This window comes from Klebsiella sp. CN_Kp091, from assembly GCF_040065095.1.
Lineage (GTDB): Bacteria > Pseudomonadota > Gammaproteobacteria > Enterobacterales > Enterobacteriaceae > Klebsiella > Klebsiella aerogenes.
Genome location: NZ_JBEAIO010000005.1, coordinates 174,853 through 194,270, shown reverse-complemented (window position 1 = coordinate 194,270; position 19,418 = coordinate 174,853). Strand labels below are relative to the sequence as shown.

The 19,418-nt window shown below is 47.6% G+C and carries 17 protein-coding genes; 7 read left to right on the top strand and 10 right to left on the bottom strand.

The features are described 5' to 3' along the window. Window position 1 precedes the first annotated feature (1 nt). From ABLV17_RS05460 to ABLV17_RS05420, 9 genes are all read right to left on the bottom strand, one after another. Window positions 2-2,560, bottom strand: coding sequence for a beta-ketoacyl-[acyl-carrier-protein] synthase family protein (locus ABLV17_RS05460; RefSeq protein WP_348854120.1), 2,559 nt, complete (start codon window positions 2,558-2,560; stop codon window positions 2-4). A gap of 71 nt (window positions 2,561-2,631) precedes the next feature. Then, complete coding sequence (locus ABLV17_RS05455; protein ID WP_113373741.1) at window positions 2,632-3,801, bottom strand: aminomethyltransferase family protein; 1,170 nt, start codon at window positions 3,799-3,801, stop codon at window positions 2,632-2,634. 29 nt (window positions 3,802-3,830) lie between these two features. Beyond that, window positions 3,831-4,112, bottom strand: a complete 282-nt coding sequence (locus ABLV17_RS05450; RefSeq protein ID WP_087860388.1) for a phosphopantetheine-binding protein — start codon at window positions 4,110-4,112, stop codon at window positions 3,831-3,833. A 19-nt stretch (window positions 4,113-4,131) separates the two neighbouring features. Continuing rightward, window positions 4,132-4,680 (bottom strand): 3-hydroxyacyl-ACP dehydratase FabZ family protein, encoded by a 549-nt coding sequence (locus ABLV17_RS05445; protein WP_087860389.1) that lies wholly within the window; start codon window positions 4,678-4,680, stop codon window positions 4,132-4,134. Between the two features lie 3 nt (window positions 4,681-4,683). Continuing rightward, the gene (locus ABLV17_RS05440) at window positions 4,684-5,439 is read right to left on the bottom strand and encodes an SDR family NAD(P)-dependent oxidoreductase (protein WP_308958229.1); all 756 of its coding nucleotides are present in this window, start codon (window positions 5,437-5,439) and stop codon (window positions 4,684-4,686) included. A 19-nt stretch (window positions 5,440-5,458) separates the two neighbouring features. Beyond that, complete coding sequence (acpS, locus tag ABLV17_RS05435) at window positions 5,459-5,827, bottom strand: holo-ACP synthase (protein WP_308958230.1); 369 nt, start codon at window positions 5,825-5,827, stop codon at window positions 5,459-5,461. An 18-nt stretch (window positions 5,828-5,845) separates the two neighbouring features. Further along, window positions 5,846-7,492: a ShlB/FhaC/HecB family hemolysin secretion/activation protein gene (locus ABLV17_RS05430; RefSeq protein ID WP_308958231.1), complete on the bottom strand. Its 1,647-nt coding sequence runs from the start codon at window positions 7,490-7,492 to the stop codon at window positions 5,846-5,848. Between the two features lie 58 nt (window positions 7,493-7,550). After that, a complete protein-coding gene (locus ABLV17_RS05425; protein ID WP_308958232.1) occupies window positions 7,551-10,250 on the bottom strand; it encodes a filamentous hemagglutinin N-terminal domain-containing protein in 2,700 nt (899 codons plus the stop codon). Between the two features lie 735 nt (window positions 10,251-10,985). After that, window positions 10,986-11,477, bottom strand: a complete 492-nt coding sequence (locus tag ABLV17_RS05420) for a YajQ family cyclic di-GMP-binding protein (protein ID WP_087860394.1) — start codon at window positions 11,475-11,477, stop codon at window positions 10,986-10,988. Window positions 11,478-11,615: 138 nt separating this feature from the next. Here ABLV17_RS05420 and panE point away from each other — a divergent pair, with 138 nt between their 5' ends. The 3 genes from panE to ABLV17_RS05405 are packed head-to-tail and all read left to right on the top strand — an operon-like array spanning window position 11,616 to window position 13,612. Next, on the top strand, window positions 11,616-12,527 hold the full coding sequence (panE, locus tag ABLV17_RS05415) for a 2-dehydropantoate 2-reductase (RefSeq protein ID WP_308958233.1): 912 nt from the start codon (window positions 11,616-11,618) through the stop codon (window positions 12,525-12,527). Next, window positions 12,490-13,083: a protein deglycase YajL gene (gene yajL, locus ABLV17_RS05410; protein WP_308958234.1), complete on the top strand. Its 594-nt coding sequence runs from the start codon at window positions 12,490-12,492 to the stop codon at window positions 13,081-13,083. Before panE ends, yajL begins: the two co-directional genes overlap by 38 nt. Window positions 13,084-13,135: 52 nt before the next feature. Continuing rightward, entirely contained in the window at window positions 13,136-13,612 is a 477-nt protein-coding gene (locus ABLV17_RS05405; protein WP_308958235.1) for an SRPBCC family protein, read from the top strand. Window positions 13,613-13,669: 57 nt separating this feature from the next. Here ABLV17_RS05405 and thiI read toward each other — a convergent pair whose 3' ends face one another. Continuing rightward, window positions 13,670-15,118 (bottom strand): tRNA uracil 4-sulfurtransferase ThiI, encoded by a 1,449-nt coding sequence (gene thiI / locus ABLV17_RS05400; protein ID WP_087860398.1) that lies wholly within the window; start codon window positions 15,116-15,118, stop codon window positions 13,670-13,672. A 234-nt stretch (window positions 15,119-15,352) separates the two neighbouring features. On the opposite strand from thiI, the gene xseB reads away from it, so the two are divergent. From xseB to ABLV17_RS05380, 4 genes are read left to right on the top strand one after another with little or no spacing between them, the layout of a single operon-like run. Beyond that, on the top strand, window positions 15,353-15,595 hold the full coding sequence (gene xseB / locus ABLV17_RS05395; protein ID WP_015367987.1) for an exodeoxyribonuclease VII small subunit: 243 nt from the start codon (window positions 15,353-15,355) through the stop codon (window positions 15,593-15,595). After that, a complete protein-coding gene (gene ispA, locus ABLV17_RS05390) occupies window positions 15,596-16,495 on the top strand; it encodes a (2E,6E)-farnesyl diphosphate synthase (protein ID WP_087860399.1) in 900 nt (299 codons plus the stop codon). It begins immediately after the preceding gene. Between the two features lie 18 nt (window positions 16,496-16,513). Further along, entirely contained in the window at window positions 16,514-18,376 is a 1,863-nt protein-coding gene (gene dxs / locus ABLV17_RS05385) for a 1-deoxy-D-xylulose-5-phosphate synthase (protein ID WP_308958236.1), read from the top strand. A gap of 59 nt (window positions 18,377-18,435) precedes the next feature. Next, complete coding sequence (locus ABLV17_RS05380) at window positions 18,436-19,410, top strand: aldo/keto reductase (RefSeq protein ID WP_045381017.1); 975 nt, start codon at window positions 18,436-18,438, stop codon at window positions 19,408-19,410. Window positions 19,411-19,418 lie beyond the last annotated feature (8 nt).

Sequence of the window (19,418 nt, the reverse complement as noted above, 5' to 3'; positions counted from 1 at the left end):
ATTATCCTTTAATGACGATAGCGTAATAATTCCCACCTTCGGTAGCGCCAATCAAAAGAACATATTTGATAGTTATTTCTCGCGTTTCATTGACAAAATTAATTCTTTTATCGGCAAAGGTTTGTGTATAAGGAATAGCAGGAACGGATTGTCTTTGAATACAATCAAGAATCACCGCAAGATTTAAAAGCCCTGCAGATGAAGCAACAAAGCCAAAGAATGCGTTATAATTCACTACTGGCACATGTGGATTATGGCAATGGAAAGAATTATAAATCGCATTAATTTCTATTATTGAGCTCACTTCGCTACCATTACTGGTTCCACAGACTAGATCAATTTCCTTTGCGGTAATACCCGCGTCTGCAAGCGCGCGCGCGATCGCCAGAGACATCGCGATAGATTTTTCTTCAATTTGCGTTGCATCAAAGTAGGTATTACTGCATGACTTACCGTAACCCGCAATTTCCCCCAGTACTTCAGCGCCACGGGAAGCAGCGGCAAGCGCGTCTTCCAATAACAGCATACAAGCACCCTCACCCGGAACATATCCATGCGCTTCTTTGGCATATATCTGATAGTCAGCGGCATTCGACGTCATATGAATCTTATTGGTCACCGCATCCATATACAGAGACATCGACGGAAAGTGTTCATCAGCCCCACCAACAATGACCTGCGGCTGTAGTTGCTGACGAACAATTTCGTAGCCATAGGTCAATGCGCCAAGTGCCGCATTTTCACCGGTCGCTAACGTTGTCGTATATCCTTTTATACCTTCTGAAATCCCACAAAACGTCGTCATCGAGTTCATCAGTGAACCAGGGAACTCTGATGTGCGTACTTTGCGCGGGTCAGGTTTTAAACTTTGTAAGTACTTATAGGTAGTTTCTTGCGGTCCACGGGCCATCCCCAGAACCATTCCCAGATCATCGCCATCGCGTTTAATCTTACGTTTCGCCAAATTCAGCGCTTCTGAAAGTGCCATCAGCGCAAACGTACCGCCGCGTGTTGCTTTGCGCGGGTCATAGCGGCGTAGATGTTTACGTGGTTCGAGGTCTTTCACCTGATAAGTTTTAAAGTGCTTTTCTGACTCCGGTTGTTGATAGGCCGCGTCTTGATATTCTGCGCCAAATATTTCCGCAAATTGATGGGTTTTTGCTACAACGTCCAACAGCGCTTTAGCCTCATCGAGAGTGTCATCAGGAAAGACTACGCCGCTCAACTCCACCGTTTTGTCGCCTTCATGGATATAGCGAAGAATTTCATTAAGAGTATGTCCAATAGCCGATACGGCACCTATCCCAGTTATGGCAACACGTTTAGCATCATAGGTGGTAAGAGGAACTGAACATGGTTTCGTACTGACAATCATGCAGCAATTATTACCGCCGAATGCGTAGTTATTCTTCATAAAGATGTTGATATCTTTGTGTCGAAATTCATTCGCAACGTAGTCCAGATCGCAGTTAGGGCGCGGCTGCGAAAAATTCAACGTTGGCAGAACATGCTTCTGCGGAAGGGTGACTAAGCATGCAATGAGCTCGACAATACCGGCGGCGCCAATATTGTGACCAAAATAGGATTTAGTTGAGCTGATCAATATATGTTCGGCGCCAGAGAAAACTTTCTTCATCGCCAGAGTTTCTATTTGGTCATTAGCTTGCGTCCCCGTACCATGCGCATTAACGTAATCAATTTGCTCCGGTTTGAGACCTGCATTCGCCATAGCTTTTTGCATAACCTTCACTGCGCCGCTGGCGCGCGGATCGGGTCCCGTTTCATGATATGCATCACACGAGGTGGCGTAAGAGAGAATTTCTCCGAGAATCGTCGCGCCGCGTGCGACGGCATGCTCATACTCTTCCAGTACTATTGCCCCTGCTCCTTCGCCAATAGACATCCCTGAATGTCCCGAAAATGGCGAACACGATTGCGGGTGCATAACATTCAGAGCATAAAAACCAGCAAAGGTTGGTAAATAAATGGGTTCCGTTCCAATAGCCAGCATAGCCTTGCTTTTGCCATTTTGAATGTAATCAAAAGCCATGCCGACGGCGTTCGGGCTCGCCGTACAAGCTGTTGCGACGAGTTCCACTCCCCCCTTCAAACCCAATAAGGTAGAGGCGCTGGAACAACACGATGAAAAGCTGCCTGAAAAAAGAGCCTTACGTAACGAAAAGTCCTGAATACGCTGCTCAAATAGCGGAAGGAAAGCTTCAGTACCCGCCGAAGAAACGCCAACAATCAGCCCCATCTGTTCCAGGCACGGTCGATTGGTCGCCAGTCCTGCCTGCTCGAGCGCTTCCTTGCCAACTTTGTAGGCCCAAAGCGCAGCATTATCTAGCGATGAGATAACCTCTTTTGATAATTCGGGGCAATGAATTTGATGCAGCATTTCAGCCGCACGAGCGTTCGCAAACCATTTAGAGAAACGCGCACTATCAGCGATGCCATTTTTTTTCTCCAGCAGTGCTTGCCTGAAGTCTGTTATATTGTCAGCCAGAGACGACAAAATCCCCATGCCGGTAATAACCACTCTTTTTCTGCTCGTTTCCATAATTTTATTTTCTATCCCGATTTTTATTCTCTACCGACCGATGCTGGATACAATATTGTCGTCGCTAAATGTTATACCGTGACAAGCGCGCTCTTTGCTTTCGACGCATCAACATAGCTATGTGTTGTTGGGTTAACCAATAAGCTCAAGTTATAAATAAATGGTAAATTTTGTGTTTTTGCGGTGATTTCGCCATTTGCGGTTTTAAGGCTAAAACCTGCAATATCAGCTAACGCATAACCCTCATCAATAAGGGCCAGCGCAATCCATGCTTGCCTTGCCGGAGAATATGCTGCATTGACAATAACTCCAACCTGACATCCATTAACTATCACCAGATCATCTGAGTCGATCCGGCTACATTCATCGCAGGGGGAGATCCCAACAAGCTTACGTTTTGCGCCATTTCGTGATAACTCCACTACTGCATTCTTACCTATGAAGTCCTCTTTGTCATACTGGATAGCCCACTGCATTTGTAGTTCAACAGGATTACTGGAATAGCGAGGATAAATACTTTCATCCCATCCTGTATTTTCAATCCTCACCAAACGTTGAAAATCTAAGCCACCGGTTTTCAGCGAATATCTGGCGCCTATTTCTTGTAATTTCATCCACATCGTAACAAGCGTTGCTTGTGCGCCAATCAATTGATATGCGAATTCGCCATGTTTTCCACAACGAAAAATCATTAGCCCATCATCGGTGTTCATATATTCATAATAAGGCAAGCCAATGATATCAAAACCATAAACCTCAGCCATTACCTCCCAGGCATACGGCCCTTCCAGCATAATGACGCCCCAGTCATCCTCTTCCATCGATTTTATCTCAGGAATTTCCTGGATATCTAAATCATCGGCCTTTATAAGGGTTTCATTCAGGATATCTACAACTTCTTTCGCGGTGAGATTCTCGGATAAAATATAATAACCTTCAGCGGCACACAGAATATAAGCATCACCGCGGATGGTTCCATCTGCGTTGAGCAGCAAAGAATAAATACCCTGTTCATCACGAATGATTGATACATCAGCAGAGACCATATAGTTCACAAGCGCCCATGCATCTTCACCCATCACGCTGGTAATGGACATATGAGAATAATCTACCAACAAGACATTTTCACGAACTGCTTTATATTCTTCAAAAACATCATGATATGAAGATGGTACGCATTGATGATTATAGATTCCCATAACCGCATTGTTTTTAAAATGGAGGTCAGAAAGTAACTTCATAGAATGCCCTTCAATGTAACTGTTTCAATTCAGGATGCTTTTTTCTTTAGTATGAAAGATGCCAGATTATTTATACTTCGCATATAAGCGGGATCATCGCCTTCCGATACCTGGATGTTGAAGGTTTTATCAAGCATAACGATAATTTCCGTTGCATCTACAGAGTCAAGTTTCAATCCGTTACCAAACAACGGCGTGTCATCATCTATTTGATGAGCCTCACGCTGAACATTTAGACGTTGAATAATTTCGCTTTTAATCGTAACGATTATTTTTTTTCTTTCATTGATTTCATCATGGATGTTTGTCACACCGAATCTCCTTGGAAAACTAAATGGTTTCTCTAAAGTTAATAATGACGCCCTGACTAATGACTCTTTTGCCAACGTTGGCTGTAACTAAATAATGTTTAAACCCGCGTTCATCAGAAAATGAGAGTTTACTTACCACTTCAATCGTATCTCCCGGGTAAGCCGCTTCTTTAAACTTCAGGTTCTGTGAGGCTAATACACCCCGTACCTCAGCACGCCTTGTATGTATTATGTTCAACATATCCGGATGCTTGATATAAGTATGGATGTCACGCAATGTCCTGAGCTCTTCTCCCGTGTGATGTTGATAAATGTCACAGATATCAGTGAGGAAAGAATAATACTCGCTTGCCTGGCCAAATATTTCAGAAATGATAGCCCCTGGCATAATGGGGTCTTCTGGAAAATGCCCAAGCAGATAAGGATCATTATAAGTTACATGTTTTATAACTTTGATGAAGCCATTCTCTCCATATTTATAATCGACTATTTTATCTACCATGAGTAGAGGTTGACGCCAGCCGCCCATGGCAAGAAAAATTTTTGGCGGTATCGAATACTTAGACATAAATCACCGCATTACCATGCCACCATCGACCACGATGGTTTGCCCTATGATGTAGCTGGATGCCGTAGAGCTTAAATAAACAATAACGTTGGCTACTTCGTCACATTTCCCGAGTCGTTTTAAGGGAATTGAATTAGTCACTTCACGAACAACTGTACGTGGAACCTTCTTCGCCATTTTGGATTCAATCATCCCCGGCGCAACCGCATTAACGCGTACGCCCCGAGGCGCCAGCTCAGCTGCAAGAGTCCTGGTGAAACTTAATATTGCACCTTTTGATGCGCTATAGTTTGCCTGACCAACGCTTGGTACAAGAGCAGCCACAGATGCGACATTGATAACCACAGGGCTTTCTGCGGAACGTAATAACATTAATGCTTCTTTCGTTAACCGGAACAGGCTAAGTAAATTAATGTTGATAACCGAATAAAAATCATCAAAGGTCATTGATGCAAAAAGGCTATCCTTGACAATGCCCGTGTTATTCACCAGCACGTCCAGTCTTCCGGCTTCGATGGCCAACTGCTTACACAACGCAATGACTTCTTCCTGGCTTGTGAGATCACACGGCAAAATATTAAGTAAATCACCATTAGCATGATGTTCTTTCAGAGAAAGCAAGGGCTCGACATTTGATTTATATAACGCATAAACCGTGCATTTTTGCTCAAGAAATTTCCCACAAATTGCAAGACCTATATCGCCGCTGGCACCAGTAATCAGCACTTTTTTACTTACAAGATCGCTATACCTATACATTTTACATAAATGCCTTTAATTAATAGATTATGGTTGCGGCTATCGCATATGTCCGGCAGTGAGAAATACTTAATGATATATTCATAATCTTTTGCTCGTTAAGTATGTACTTCACCCTCCCTGACAATAGAAACTCAGGTTTTCCATTTTCGTCATGGACAACCTCGATGTCATGGAAACGAATTCCGTGACTAAATCCATACCCAATAGCTTTTACCAGCGACTCCTTAGCAGCCCAAAAGCCTGATACTCGTTCGTAATTAATGGTAGTAATACCAATATCTTTTATTTCATTATCCGTAAATACTCGATGAAGAAATCCTGACTTATCATTAGCAATGGCTTTTTCTATTCTTGCCACTTCAACAATATCTGTACCAATACGCATTACAGAGTTCCCGATGAATTAAATCTGGTACGCAAGATTGAAATTAATTTTATATTTATCGACATCCAAATCATGGGGATAGATAAAGGGTACTGATATCGAACCATCATACTCCAAAGCTCTGACACTCCCTTTGACACCTAAAATACCACCCATTAATTTCTTGCCGCTAAGATTTTGTGAAGGTAACTCACCAATTATTTGACCGTAATCAGCGCCGATATAAGGTATGAGACCTTTATATCCTGTAACAACATTTAGCGTGTTTTGTAAAAAGAAGCCTTTATTGCCATAGATACCATCACTGTTTTGAAAGCCACGTACACTCCAACGATCGCCTATCGTGAATTGATCTTGTAACGTCAAATTATCTGGTGAGTATTGGGCGCTAAAATTAAGTTCATAATAGGCGTTAGTTGGCAGCATTGTTAACCATTTCACGTAATTCACATTAAGGTTCACAATCTGACTTTTCTTACTAACAGTGCCAGTGCGCATATCAGGCGTGTCGGTACCGCCAAAAGCTTTGGTAAACCGCTGCCAGCTCAGCGTTGAGTCCAGCGCAGCTCCGGTAAAGTTTCTCTTATAATTTAAACCTAACCGTACATTACCCATATCACGTTTTTGCAGTACCAGTTCTGTCCCGCCCAATGTGTAGTCATATTTACGTCTGATCAGTTCAGCACTGGTAGACAATTTTGAGTTCACATTGCGGTATAGCATTCTATTGCCCTTGAGACTGAAGTATTCCGTCTCTCCAACATAATCAAAAGTATATGCACCGATATCTATACCTTGATGGGATTTACTTTTACTATAATAAAGACTGAATTCAGAATATCCGAATGGCACACTATAATAAGTACTCACGTTCTTATAACCACCAGTGTGGCTACCTGTTCCTGCCAGATAAAAAAGATCACTCAAGCCTGTAACATTATATAAATAACTTGTCCCACCTATAAGTTCACTACCAGCACTCTTATCCCCGAAATTATTATAAGAAGCCCTTAAGCTCCACTTTTTTTTACGCTGGGGATTTATTAGCACTTTGCTTGTACCATTTTCAGCGCCTGGTAGGATGTTTATCTTGACATCCACTTCAGGGGTTCTCTGGATATTTTCCAGCCCTTGCTCTAAATCTCTGATGTTTAGTATATCGCCATCTGAAAACGGTAAAATCCACCTGCTTACATCATTATCAGCCACAACAATCTCGGAAATTCTTCCTGGAACTACCGTCAGATTTAATTTTTTCGTTGACAAATCCTGTGAGGGAATTTCAACTCTCGTGGTTATATACCCGGCATTTATATAATAATCCTGGAACAGCACAGCGGCCTTTTTGAGCCCATTCATTCCCAGGCATTTACCAATCACCTTATTTTTTATTTCCTTTAATCCATTGTTATCTAAAAAGTCATTACTAAGAATCAATTCATTGATCTGAAAACAAGGTGTTTCTTGCGGGAATGTGCTATCAGTGTGCTTCTTTGTCGTGGCATCAGAATACACATCTTTCTGCTCTATTTTTCTGTCTTGTAAGGACGCATTATCGTTACTTTGCTGTTCTTTTATAAGTCGCCCTAACTGAACATCAGCGGCGGTCACGGGTAGCGTGGCTAAAAAAAGAGAAGCAATGATAAAGGTGTATCGAATATCCATTTCATATCCTGATAATGTGAAAGCAGTAATCCCTTACTGCTTTCACCCACTACCTAATTTATTTACCGACAACGGTACCAAATACGTTTACAACATTGGCTGTAGTCTCAAATCCTTGAGCCCCACCTAATACAGCCCAGAAACCGGTATTGACGATTTTCTTAGCATTGATTACCGCCTTACCCGCTGTATAAAGATTGCCATAGTTGTAGATGTTATTACTTGCAGTGACATTCAACTGGCTATCAGCAACCAGGTTTGACCAGTTTGAGATATTTTTAGCGGTGACATTAGTAGTCTTAGCTGTAATATTCGCGCCGAGATTATTAGTCAAATCATTAGCAGTGGTGATATTAAGCGTATTACCCGCTGCAATGTCGTTGTTATTAGTAATAGTTTTGCCAGTCAGATTTAAATCACCACCTGCATTAAAGGCGTGATTATTTGTCAGGTAACCGGAAGTATTTACTGTCAGATTGCCTGCAGCATTCACCCATCCAGTGTTATTATAGTCACCAGTAATATTAATTAAAATATCACTATCTGAAGAGATGATGCCGGTTGCGGTATTTTTAGCAACAGAACCACTTGCTTTTGATGATATCGCAGTTGCGTCAATCTGCATATTTCCTGAACTATAAATTGTTGCGTAATCAGCAGCCACTTTCTTCGCAGCAATCGTCATCTTCCCTGAATTAGCAACAATCTGCCCTTTGTTACTTGCGAGATCGCCAGTCAGATTAATATTTACATCACCGGTTTGCGCAATGATACGACCTGATTCGTTATTCAGGCTTTTCGCCGTAATATCAACACCCTCGCCGCCAATTAAACCACCTTGTTGGTTTCCATAACCGAAGTATTGGCCGACATAGAAGCCAAACTTGTCGCTATCGGTGCTGGTGATTTTGCCTGCCGCATTAAGCGCTAGTTTTTGATCAGCAACCATCATAGTATACTTAGCATCGATATCAGCTCCGGACTCAATACTGATATTTTTTGCTTTAATGACTGAACTATCTGTGCTCACGGTGTTGGCTTTGATAGTAACATCACCGTTTACTGAAGTTATCACTCCCAATCGGCTGTAGTAATTATCGAGATCGATATTTACACCATCTCCGCCGTTAATACCGGATTGGCTGGTATTTATGTCGCGACCAGTAATTGAAACAGTCTTACTGCTTTCAATTTTACCCATATAGTTATCAATATCACTGGTGGTTTGGATGCTCACATCACCATCTGAGGCAATTTCGCCAGCCCAGTTGAATAAGTAGTCAGCAGCAATCTCGATGCCGTTACCTGAGACGATGCCCAAGGATTCACCGCCCGTGGTATCGGCCGATTTGTTGTCGTTGTTTTTAACTGCTTTAGTTGTCGTTAATTTTACAGCACCAGCACTGGAGCGGATCAAACCAGTTACGTTTTCAATGTTTCCAGTACTTTCAACTTCGACATTGCCCGTTGAATCAATAGTGCCGCCATTATTGGTTAACGATGTATTTTTCAGGCCAACATAGCCAGCATGAATCTGACCGTCGTTATTATTAAAATCACCTGATTCGATTGCAACGACACCCGCCTCAATACCCGCCGTTTTAGCTTTGCCGGTATTGGTAAAAGAATTACCACTGGTATTGACAGCCAGCGTTTGTCCGGCAGCCAGTTTACCATTACTATTATCGAATTTACCGCTGGTAATATAGTTATTAGTGGTTGCTAAAATATTGCCACCGTTGATATTACTAACTTTATTACCCGCAGTATCAATAGCGATCATTTTATCGCTGTTGATTTTCCCTGCGCTATTTTCTAAAACACCGTTGGTGTTCAGGGTGATATCGCCGCTGGATTGAATAACCGCATTGTTGTTAAGCAGTTTACCGTTACTGGTAATCTTAATACCGCTATCCCCGGCAGAAATCGTTCCCAGATTACGTACGCCTACGCCGCTTTCAGTGCTGACAAGGCTAATTTTATTCGCATACATACCACCGAGCTTAGAAACATCCACACCATAGGTACTTGCGTTACCGGTAGGCGTTACGGAGTCGGTGACTACACCGTCGGCGTTGACCGCATTACTCCCCGCGACGATCTTAAGCTCACTGGCAGAAAGCGCGCCATTCACAACGATACTACGCGCCAGGATTTCGGTTGGTGATTCGCTCTGAAATCCACTTACAGTAATCGTTCCGCCATTAACCGAATAGCCATTTAATAACCCATCGTCACCTATCTTTGGCGTACCCGTGGTTAATGTCCCTTTTTCAGCGTTGATGAACCCGCCTCCCTGAGTCGTGATGCCATTAGGGTTGGCAATGATCAAGTGAGCGGAATCACCGGCAACTTCCATCATACCATTAATAGTACTGGCATTCGTTGAAGTCACTTCATTAAGAATAACCATTGCGCTACCGTCCGTAAGGTTCGGGTTGGCCGCAATCTGTCCGGCCAGTACGGACTGTGCTGCGCTTGTCGCGTTATTAAAAATGACGCCTTCAGCGCCAACATTCAGCGTGTCGTATACGTTATGTGAAAGGCCATTGCTATTCGGTTTCGCGATATTAACAATCGGCACCCCATTGGAAGCTTCAGTAACGCTGCCATTTTTAATAGAAATTTCCGCTTGCGCCATTACGGGCATCAGCAGTAATAATGACGCTGCAATCGGGTTTAATTTCACTGACCTTTTTTTGTTTTCGTGGTATTTCATATAAACCTTTCTAAGATAGTATTGATTGAGTGCAGCCATAATGAATAACCTGCACTTATGCAGCGTTACTCACTCTGACTATTTTAAGTACGCGTCATGCGTACAAAATCCCTGTGAAAAGCACGTAAACTCATCAAATGTTATATGCAGCTCTATTCAACAAATTAATTTTAAATACATAAAAATGTATTTCTGCGCCCACCTACGCCGAATGCATATACTTACCTGGAACAAAGAAAGCTGATTCAATTCATACAAAATATGAGACATTCCCTGTCCACGCATCGAGCGTAATAATTCGTTTCAACGCTGGTAGCTCATCATTTCTCATCTCGCCTGCTAAACCAAGTCGGAATATGTTTTAGCGACACACAGTAAACAATGACATACACAACTCCATATCCTTACTCCGTTACAGTTTCCCCGATTAAAATAATGAATAAAAAGTGAATTCGTTCCATACAGAAGCAACTTCCTTTACTTCATGATTGAGATCAATGCTGCATGCCCACTTCCCGCGGGTATTATTCACTCTCAAGTTTGAACCGATCAGTATGAATTCATATTCATGAATTTCAATTTGAGAAAATAATCAGAAAATTTAACCTGGCGTTGATAATGAAACAAATATGCTGAACGCCTTGAGGAAGGATTAAAAAACAGGTCAGAAGAGTTAAGTAGTAAGATTTTTATTTGCCGGAGAACGGCTTAAATCTTCTCCGGCATCGACATCAGCGCAAAGCCTGATGGCATTGCGCCATCAGGCTTTGCGTGTTAATCGCGGAAGTTCTTGAACTGGAATGGCTGGCCTAGGTCGCCACCGCGCACTAAGGCCATAACCGACTGCAAATCGTCACGAGATTTACCAGTGACGCGAATTTCTTCGCCCTGGATCTGCGTCTGTACTTTGAGTTTGCTGTCTTTAATCAGTTTGACGATTTTCTTCTGAATCGCACTTTCAATGCCCTGCTTCAGCTTAGCTTCGACAAACCAGGTTTTCCCGCTATGTACAAAGGCTTCCGGCACATCGAGCGAACTTCCCTCAATGCCGCGCTTGAGTAGCTTGGCGCGAAGAATATCCAACAGCTGATTGACCTGGAAATCAGACTCGCTCAGTACCTTGATGGTTTTACTGGTTTCGTTCAGCTCAAAGGTGGCTTCAACATTACGAAAATCAAATCGTGACTCGACTTCGCGGCTTGCGTTTTCGACCGCATTACGCGCTTCCTGAAGATCGACTTCAGAGACAATATCGAAAGATGGCATCTTTTCCTCTCCTTCCGTTTCTTTTGCGTTGCATAATACCCACAACGCGGCATAACTCAACTTGTTATCCCGGAAGCTTAGCTGATAACGCTATACTTTAGCTACAAGCGCCTGGGAAGTCGCAGGTGAGGAGGAATAATGAAAGTAACCGTACTGGGATGCGGTGCACTGGGACAATTATGGTTAACCGCGCTGTATAAAAACGGACATGAGGTCCAGGGCTGGTTACGCGTCCCGCAACCATTTTGTAGCGTTAATCTTATTGAGACTGACGGTAGTAATTTCAATGAATCAATGACCGCTAACGATCCTGATTTTCTCGCCACCAGCGATTTGCTACTAGTGACGTTAAAGGCATGGCAGGTTTCGCAGGCGGTGAAAAATCTGGCCGCTATATTACCGGCTTCAGCCCCTATTTTGCTTATTCATAACGGCATGGGCACCTTGAATGAATTAAAAAGCATCAAGCAACCTCTGTTGCTGGCGTCCACCACCCACGCCGCACGCCGCGATGGCAATGTCATCATTCACGTCGCGCAGGGGACTACCCATATCGGGCCTGCTAAAAGCTATAGCCAGGATTACAGCGGCCTCGCTGACATCCTGCAAAACGTACTGCCGGATGTCGCCTGGCACGACAACATTCATCCGGCATTATGGAGTAAGCTGGCCGTCAACTGCGTCATTAACCCCCTGACCGCGCTGAAAGATTGCCGAAATGGCGATCTGCGTGATTTCCCGCATGAGATCAATGCCATTTGTCAGGAAGTCGCAGCGGTAATGGAGCGCGAAGGAATTCATACATCGGCGGAAAACCTGTTATTGTATGTGAATCAGGTCATTGAAAGTACTGCAGATAATATTTCATCGATGTTGCAGGACATCCGCGCGCAGCGGCATACGGAAATCGACTATATCACTGGTTTTCTGCTTAATCGCGCACGCGCCCACGGCCTGCCTGTGCCGGAAAATGCCCGTTTATTTGAACAGGTAAAGCGAAAGGAGAATATTTATGAACGCGTCGGCACTGATTTGCCTCGCCCCTGGTAGCGAAGAGACCGAAGCGGTCACCACTATCGATTTATTAGCGCGCGGCGGCGTGAAAGTGACCACCGCCAGCGTCGCCAGTGATGGCAATCTGACCATTATCTGCTCGCGAGGCGTGAAGCTCGTCGCGGATGCGCCGCTGGTCGAAGTCGCCGATGGCGATTTTGATATCATCGTTTTGCCTGGCGGTATTAAGGGCGCCGAGTGCTTTCGCGACAGCCCTTTGCTGGTAGAAACCGTACGACAATTTCATCTATCCGGGCGCATTGTGGCGGCTATCTGCGCCGCGCCAGCGACCGTTCTGGTGCCACATAATCTGTTTCCTATCGGCAACATTACCGGTTTCCCGGCGCTAAAAGAGCAAATCCCCGCCGAACAGTGGCAGGATAAGCGCGTCGTTTGGGATCCAAGGGTTAATTTGTTGACCAGTCAGGGTCCAGGAACATCCATTGATTTCGCTCTCAAAATGATTGACCTGCTGGTTGGCCGTGAAAAAGCGCATGAAGTTGCTTCGCAGTTGGTCATGGCTGCTGGCATCTATAATTACTACGAATCCTGATAGCCGGTCCGCGCAGCGGACTGGCGCCCCTTATTTCCTGAGGAGCCGTAGCATGTCCCGTAGCGCAACCGATTCTCGTGACCTCGTCATCAGCCGCTGGCTCAGCGCCCCCACTGCAGCTCTCTGGCGCGCGTGGGCCGATCCGGCATTACTCAAAACCTGGTGGTGCCCGAAACCGTGGTATACCGACGTCCTGGCTTTTGATTTGCGTCCTGGCGGGGCTTTCCACACCGTGATGCACGGCCCTGACGGTGAACGTAGCGATAACCCCGGCTGTTTTCTTGAAGTCATTCCGCAGCAAAAAATAGTTATGACCTCAATGCTAACTGAGAACTTTCGGCCGGCCGTTACCCCTTTTGCCATGACGGCTATTATTACCTTTGTGGATGAAAACGACGGTTGTCGCTATACGGCAACGGTACTGCATGCGGACGCGGAAACCCGAGAGCAGCATGAAAAGATGGGATTTTTTGAAGGCTGGAATATCGTTATCGATCAGTTGAATGCACTGGCGATGACGCTACGCTAACCCCCAGATGTAAAAAAGCCTTCCCTTAGGGAAGGCTTTTTCATAAGTACAGGCGAATTACGGACGATACACTTTCACGTTAGTAAAGCCCTGCTCGCGCAGGTATAGCGCCTGCAGACGGCTCATCACGCCGCGTTCACACCACAACAGCCAGGTTTTACTCTGATCGAGATTGCCAAATTGGGTGCTCAGTTTATAGAACGGCAGCGAAACAACATCGACGCCTTCCACTTTCAATGGCTTATCATCCTGCTCATCGACAGAACGAATATCGAGAATCACGTCGTTCGCGCTGAAGCCGCTGACGGTTTCGACTTCCACCACGTCCTGCTGCGTTTGCTGAGCGATGTCGCGAATGTCGATGTTATTCGCTTCCTCAACCACTTTATCCAGAATGCTAAAATCGAAGTTTTCTTCTTCCGCTTCGATCTTCGCTTTTACCGCTTTCACGGTTGGGCTCTTCGAGATAACGCCGCAGTATTCCGGCATGGTGCGGGCAAAATCTTCCGTACCGATTTCGCGTGCAAGATTGATGATGTGTTCTTTATCATGCGAAATCAGCGGACGCAGGATCAGCGTGTCGGAGACATTGTCGATAAGACGCAGGTTGGTCAGCGTCTGACTGGATACCTGGCCCAGCGCTTCGCCGGTCACCAGCGCCTGCACGCCATAACGCTCAGCAACTTTCGATGCCGCACGCACCATCATACGTTTGAGCACCACGCCCATCTGGCCATCATCGACTTTTTCAAGGATTTCGCCAACCACCGGCTCAAAATTGATTGCCACGAAGCGAACACGATGAGAACTGCCGAAGCGGTTCCACAAATAGTGCGCCACCTGGCGAACACCGATTTCATGCGCGGCGCCGCCGAGGTTGAAGAAGCAGTAGTGTACGCGACAGCCGCGACGCATCAGCATATAGCTGGAGACGCCGGAGTCGAAGCCGCCGGAGATGAGCGACAGCACATCTTCCTGAGTACCGATAGGGAAGCCGCCAATACCTTCATAGCGCCCTTTCACCAGCAACAGACGATCGTTTTCGATCTCCAGATTAACCGTCACGTCCGGGTCGGTGAGCTTCACGCGCGCCGATTCGATATGCTGGTTCAGGCCGCCGCCAACGTAGCGCTCAACCTCAATTGAGGTGAATTCATGTTTACCACGGCGCTTCACACGTACGCAGAAGCTTTTGCCTTCGAGCTGCTCGCGCCACAGCGGTAATGTCTGCTCAAAAATATTGTGCAGCGAGGTGAAAGGAACGTCTTCCACTTCCAGAATATGGTGAATGCCCGGGATACGGGTCAACGCGTCGCGAATAGCCGGTCGCTGGTTTTCGTCTTTCGCGCGAACTTCGATATGATCCCAATGACGAACGACGGCGAGCGTCTCATCATAGTTTTTGAGAACGTTACGAATGTTCCCGGTTAAAATTTTAATAAAGCGCAACCGCACAGATTGGCTTTTGATGGTGATTTCCGGGAACAATTTAATGATAAACTTCATAGCGACATTAGTTCGTTGGCAAGCCCGACGGGGCTTTAAGCAAAAAAATTGTACAGGCGCAACACAGCGTCTGCATCCAGGGCGCGGAGTATACCATCATTGTTCGCTTTTCGCCTGGCATTGCGCATTTTCGCAAAAATGTATCCGTAGGGTGAATGCCGCGAGTTTGCTTAACCGCCCGACTCCGTTACCATACTGATAGCCATCGAGACATAACAAGAGTCTATATTCACTATGCCAAAGAAAAATGAGGCCCCGGCCAGCTTTGAGAGCGCTTTAGGCGAACTCGAGCAGATCGTTAATCGTCTGGAAAGCGGCTCACTACCGCTGGAAGAAGCGCTCAGCGAATTTGAACGCGGCGTGCAGCTCGCGCGCCAGGGGCAGACGAAACTGCAACAGGCCGAACAGCGTGTCCAAATCCTGCTGGCCGATAGCGAAGATGCGCCGTTGACTCCCTTTACGCCGGACGCTGAATAAATGGACTTCCCGCAACAATTACAGGCCTGTGTCTCCCAGGCCAATGACGCGCTGCGCCGTTTTATCTCTCCGCTGCCGTTTCAGAACACTCCGCTGGTTGAAGCCATGCACTATGGCGCATTATTAGGCGGTAAACGCCTGCGCCCTTTCCTGGTTTACGCCACCGGCGAGATGTTCGGCGTTAGCCGTTCTACGCTGGATGCCCCAGCCGCCGCCGTCGAATGTATTCATGCCTACTCGCTGATGCATGACGATCTGCCGGCGATGGACGACGACGATCTGCGCCGCGGTCAACCCACGTGCCACATCAAGTTTGGCGAAGCGAACGCAATTCTTGCCGGCGACGCCCTGCAAACGCTGGCATTTTCTATACTGAGTGATACGCCGATGCCGGAAGTGCCGGATCGTGACCGTCTGGCGATGGTTTCCGAACTGGCCCAGGCCAGCGGCGTCGCCGGAATGTGCGGCGGTCAGGCGCTGGATCTCGAGGCGGAAGGCGAACAGGTCAATCTACAGGCGCTGGAGCGAATTCATCGCCATAAGACCGGAGCGCTTATCCGCGCGGCGGTTCGTCTTGGCGCGCTGAGCGCCGGCGAGCGTGGCCGTCAGGCGCTGCCAGCGCTCGATCGCTTCGCTGAGAATATCGGCCTCGCCTTCCAGGTGCAGGATGACATTCTCGATGTGGTAGGTGATACTGCGACTCTTGGCAAACGTCAGGGTGCCGACCAACAGTTAGGCAAAAGTACCTATCCGGCGCTTTTGGGTCTTGAGCAAGCCCAGCAGAAAGCGCGCGATCTGATTGCCGATGCCCGCCAGGCTTTAGATGAGCTGGCAGCGCAATCGCTGGATACCACGGCACTGGAAGCGCTCGCTAATTACATTATTCAGCGCGATAAATAAACAATAAATGAGTCTCTGATGAGTTTTGATATTGCCAAATACCCAACCCTGGCGCTGGTAGATTCCACCCAGGAGTTGCGCCTGCTGCCAAAAGATAGCCTGCCTAAGCTTTGCGATGAGCTGCGCCGTTATCTTCTGGACAGCGTGAGCCGCTCAAGCGGCCATTTTGCCTCTGGCCTTGGCACGGTTGAACTGACCGTGGCGCTGCACTATGTCTACAATACGCCTTTCGACCGCTTAATCTGGGACGTCGGCCATCAGGCTTACCCGCACAAAATTCTCACCGGCCGTCGCGATAAAATCGGCACTATTCGCCAGAAAGGCGGGTTGCATCCGTTCCCGTGGCGCGGCGAAAGCGAATATGACGTACTGAGCGTCGGTCACTCCTCTACCTCTATCTCCGCGGGTATTGGGGTCGCTATTGCCGCCGAAAAAGAAGGCAAGCAGCGGCGCACCGTTTGCGTCATTGGCGATGGCGCGATCACCGCCGGGATGGCATTTGAGGCGATGAACCACGCGGGCGATATCAAACCAGACATGCTGGTCGTATTGAACGACAATGAAATGTCGATCTCAGAGAATGTCGGCGCGTTGAACAACCATCTGGCGCAGCTGCTGTCCGGCAAGCTGTACTCTTCGCTACGTGAAGGCGGCAAAAAAGTCTTCTCCGGCGTACCGCCGATTAAAGAACTGCTTAAGCGTACCGAAGAGCATATTAAAGGTATGGTGGTGCCCGGCACGCTGTTTGAAGAGATGGGCTTTAACTACATCGGTCCGGTAGATGGCCACGATGTACTGGGTCTGGTCAATACGTTGAAGAATATGCGCGATCTGAAAGGACCGCAGTTCTTGCACATCATGACCAAAAAAGGCCGTGGATATGAACCGGCTGAAAAAGATCCCATCACCTTCCACGCGGTACCGAAATTCGATCACACCAGCGGTGTGCTGCCAAAAAGCAGCGGCGGCCTGCCAACCTATTCGAAAATCTTTGGCGACTGGCTGTGCGAAACCGCGGCGAAGGATGACAAACTGATGGCCGTCACCCCGGCGATGCGTGAAGGTTCGGGCATGGTCGAGTTCTCGAAGAAATTCCCCGATCAATATTTTGATGTCGCCATTGCCGAACAGCACGCGGTCACCTTTGCCGCCGGGATGGCAATTGGCGGCTATAAGCCGATCGTGGCGATTTACTCAACCTTCCTGCAGCGCGCTTACGATCAGGTGATCCATGATGTCGCCATTCAAAAGCTGCCGGTACTGTTTGCAATCGATCGCGCGGGCATCGTCGGCGCCGACGGTCAGACGCACCAAGGGGCATTCGATCTCTCCTTCCTGCGCTGCATTCCGGAAATGGTGATCATGACCCCGAGCGACGAGAATGAATGTCGCCAGATGCTCTACACCGGATACCACTATAACGACGGCCCTAGCGCAGTACGCTATCCGCGAGGCACAGGTACTGGCGCAGAACTGGCACCACTGGCGTCGCTGCCGATCGGGAAAGGCGTGGTGAAACGTAACGGCGAGAAGCTGGCAATTCTTAACTTCGGGACTTTACTGCCGGAAGCCACTCAGGTTGCGGAAAAACTCAATGCGACGCTGATCGATATGCGTTTTGTGAAACCGCTTGATGAGGCGCTGATCCTGCAGCTTGCCGCCGATCACGATGTGCTGGTCACGCTTGAAGAGAACGCCGTCATGGGCGGCGCTGGCAGCGGCGTCAACGAGCTGTTGATGGCCCACCGTCGCGCGGTACCGGTGCTGAACATCGGCCTGCCGGACTTCTTTATCCCGCAGGGGACTCAAGAAGAAGTTCGCGCCGACCTCGGCCTGGATGCCGCCGGTATCGAAGCCAAAATCCGCGACTGGTTGGCATAATTGCCCATACCGCTCCTGCTATGCTTAAAGGATTCCCTTTAAAGTAGCAGGAGCGTCTTATGCACTACATCCCTCTTGGCGATACCCATCTTCGCGTTTCCCGACTCTGTCTCGGCTGCATGACCTTCGGCGAGCCTGACCGCGGCAATCACGCCTGGACGCTGCCCGAAGAAAGTAGCCGTCCACTGATTAAACGTGCGCTGGAAGGCGGAATTAACTTCTTTGATACCTCGAACAACTATTCCGATGGCAGCAGCGAAGAGATCCTTGGCCGCGCGCTGCGGGAATATGCTCGCCGCGATTCGGTGATCGTCGCCACCAAAGTTTATCATCAGGTCGGCGATCTGCCGCAGGGGCTGTCACGCGCGCAAATCATGCGATCCATCGACGATAGCCTGCGCCGTCTGGGAATGGACTATGTCGACCTGTTGCAGATCCACCGCTGGGATTACGCCACGCCCATCGAAGAAACGCTGGAGGCGCTCAGCGATGTCGTTCGCGCCGGGAAAGCGCGCTATATCGGCGCATCATCTATGCATGCCCGACAGTTCGCCCAGGCGCTCGCTCTGCAGGAACAGAACAATTGGGCGCGCTTCGTCACCATGCAGGATCACTACAACCTGATTTATCGCGAAGAAGAAAACGAGATGTTGCCGCTATGCCAGCGCAAAGGAATTGCGGTCATGCCGTGGAGCCCGCTGGCGCGCGGCCGTTTGACGCGGCCATGGGGAGAAACGACTGCACGCCTCGTCTCCGATGAGTTCGGTAAATCGCTGTATAGCGCCACCGACGCCAATGATGAGCAGATAGCGCAGAAGCTGGAGGAAGTGGCTGAAGAATTAGATGCCAACCGCGCACAGGTGGCGCTGGCCTGGCTCTTAAGCAAGCCCGGCGTGGCTGCGCCGATTATTGGCGCCTCGCGTCAGGAACAGCTGGATGAGCTCCTGCATGCCGTCGATTTAACCCTGACGCCGGAACAGATCGATAAGCTGGAAGCGCCCTATCGGCCCCACCCAATCGTCGGCTTCAAGTAACACCGCAA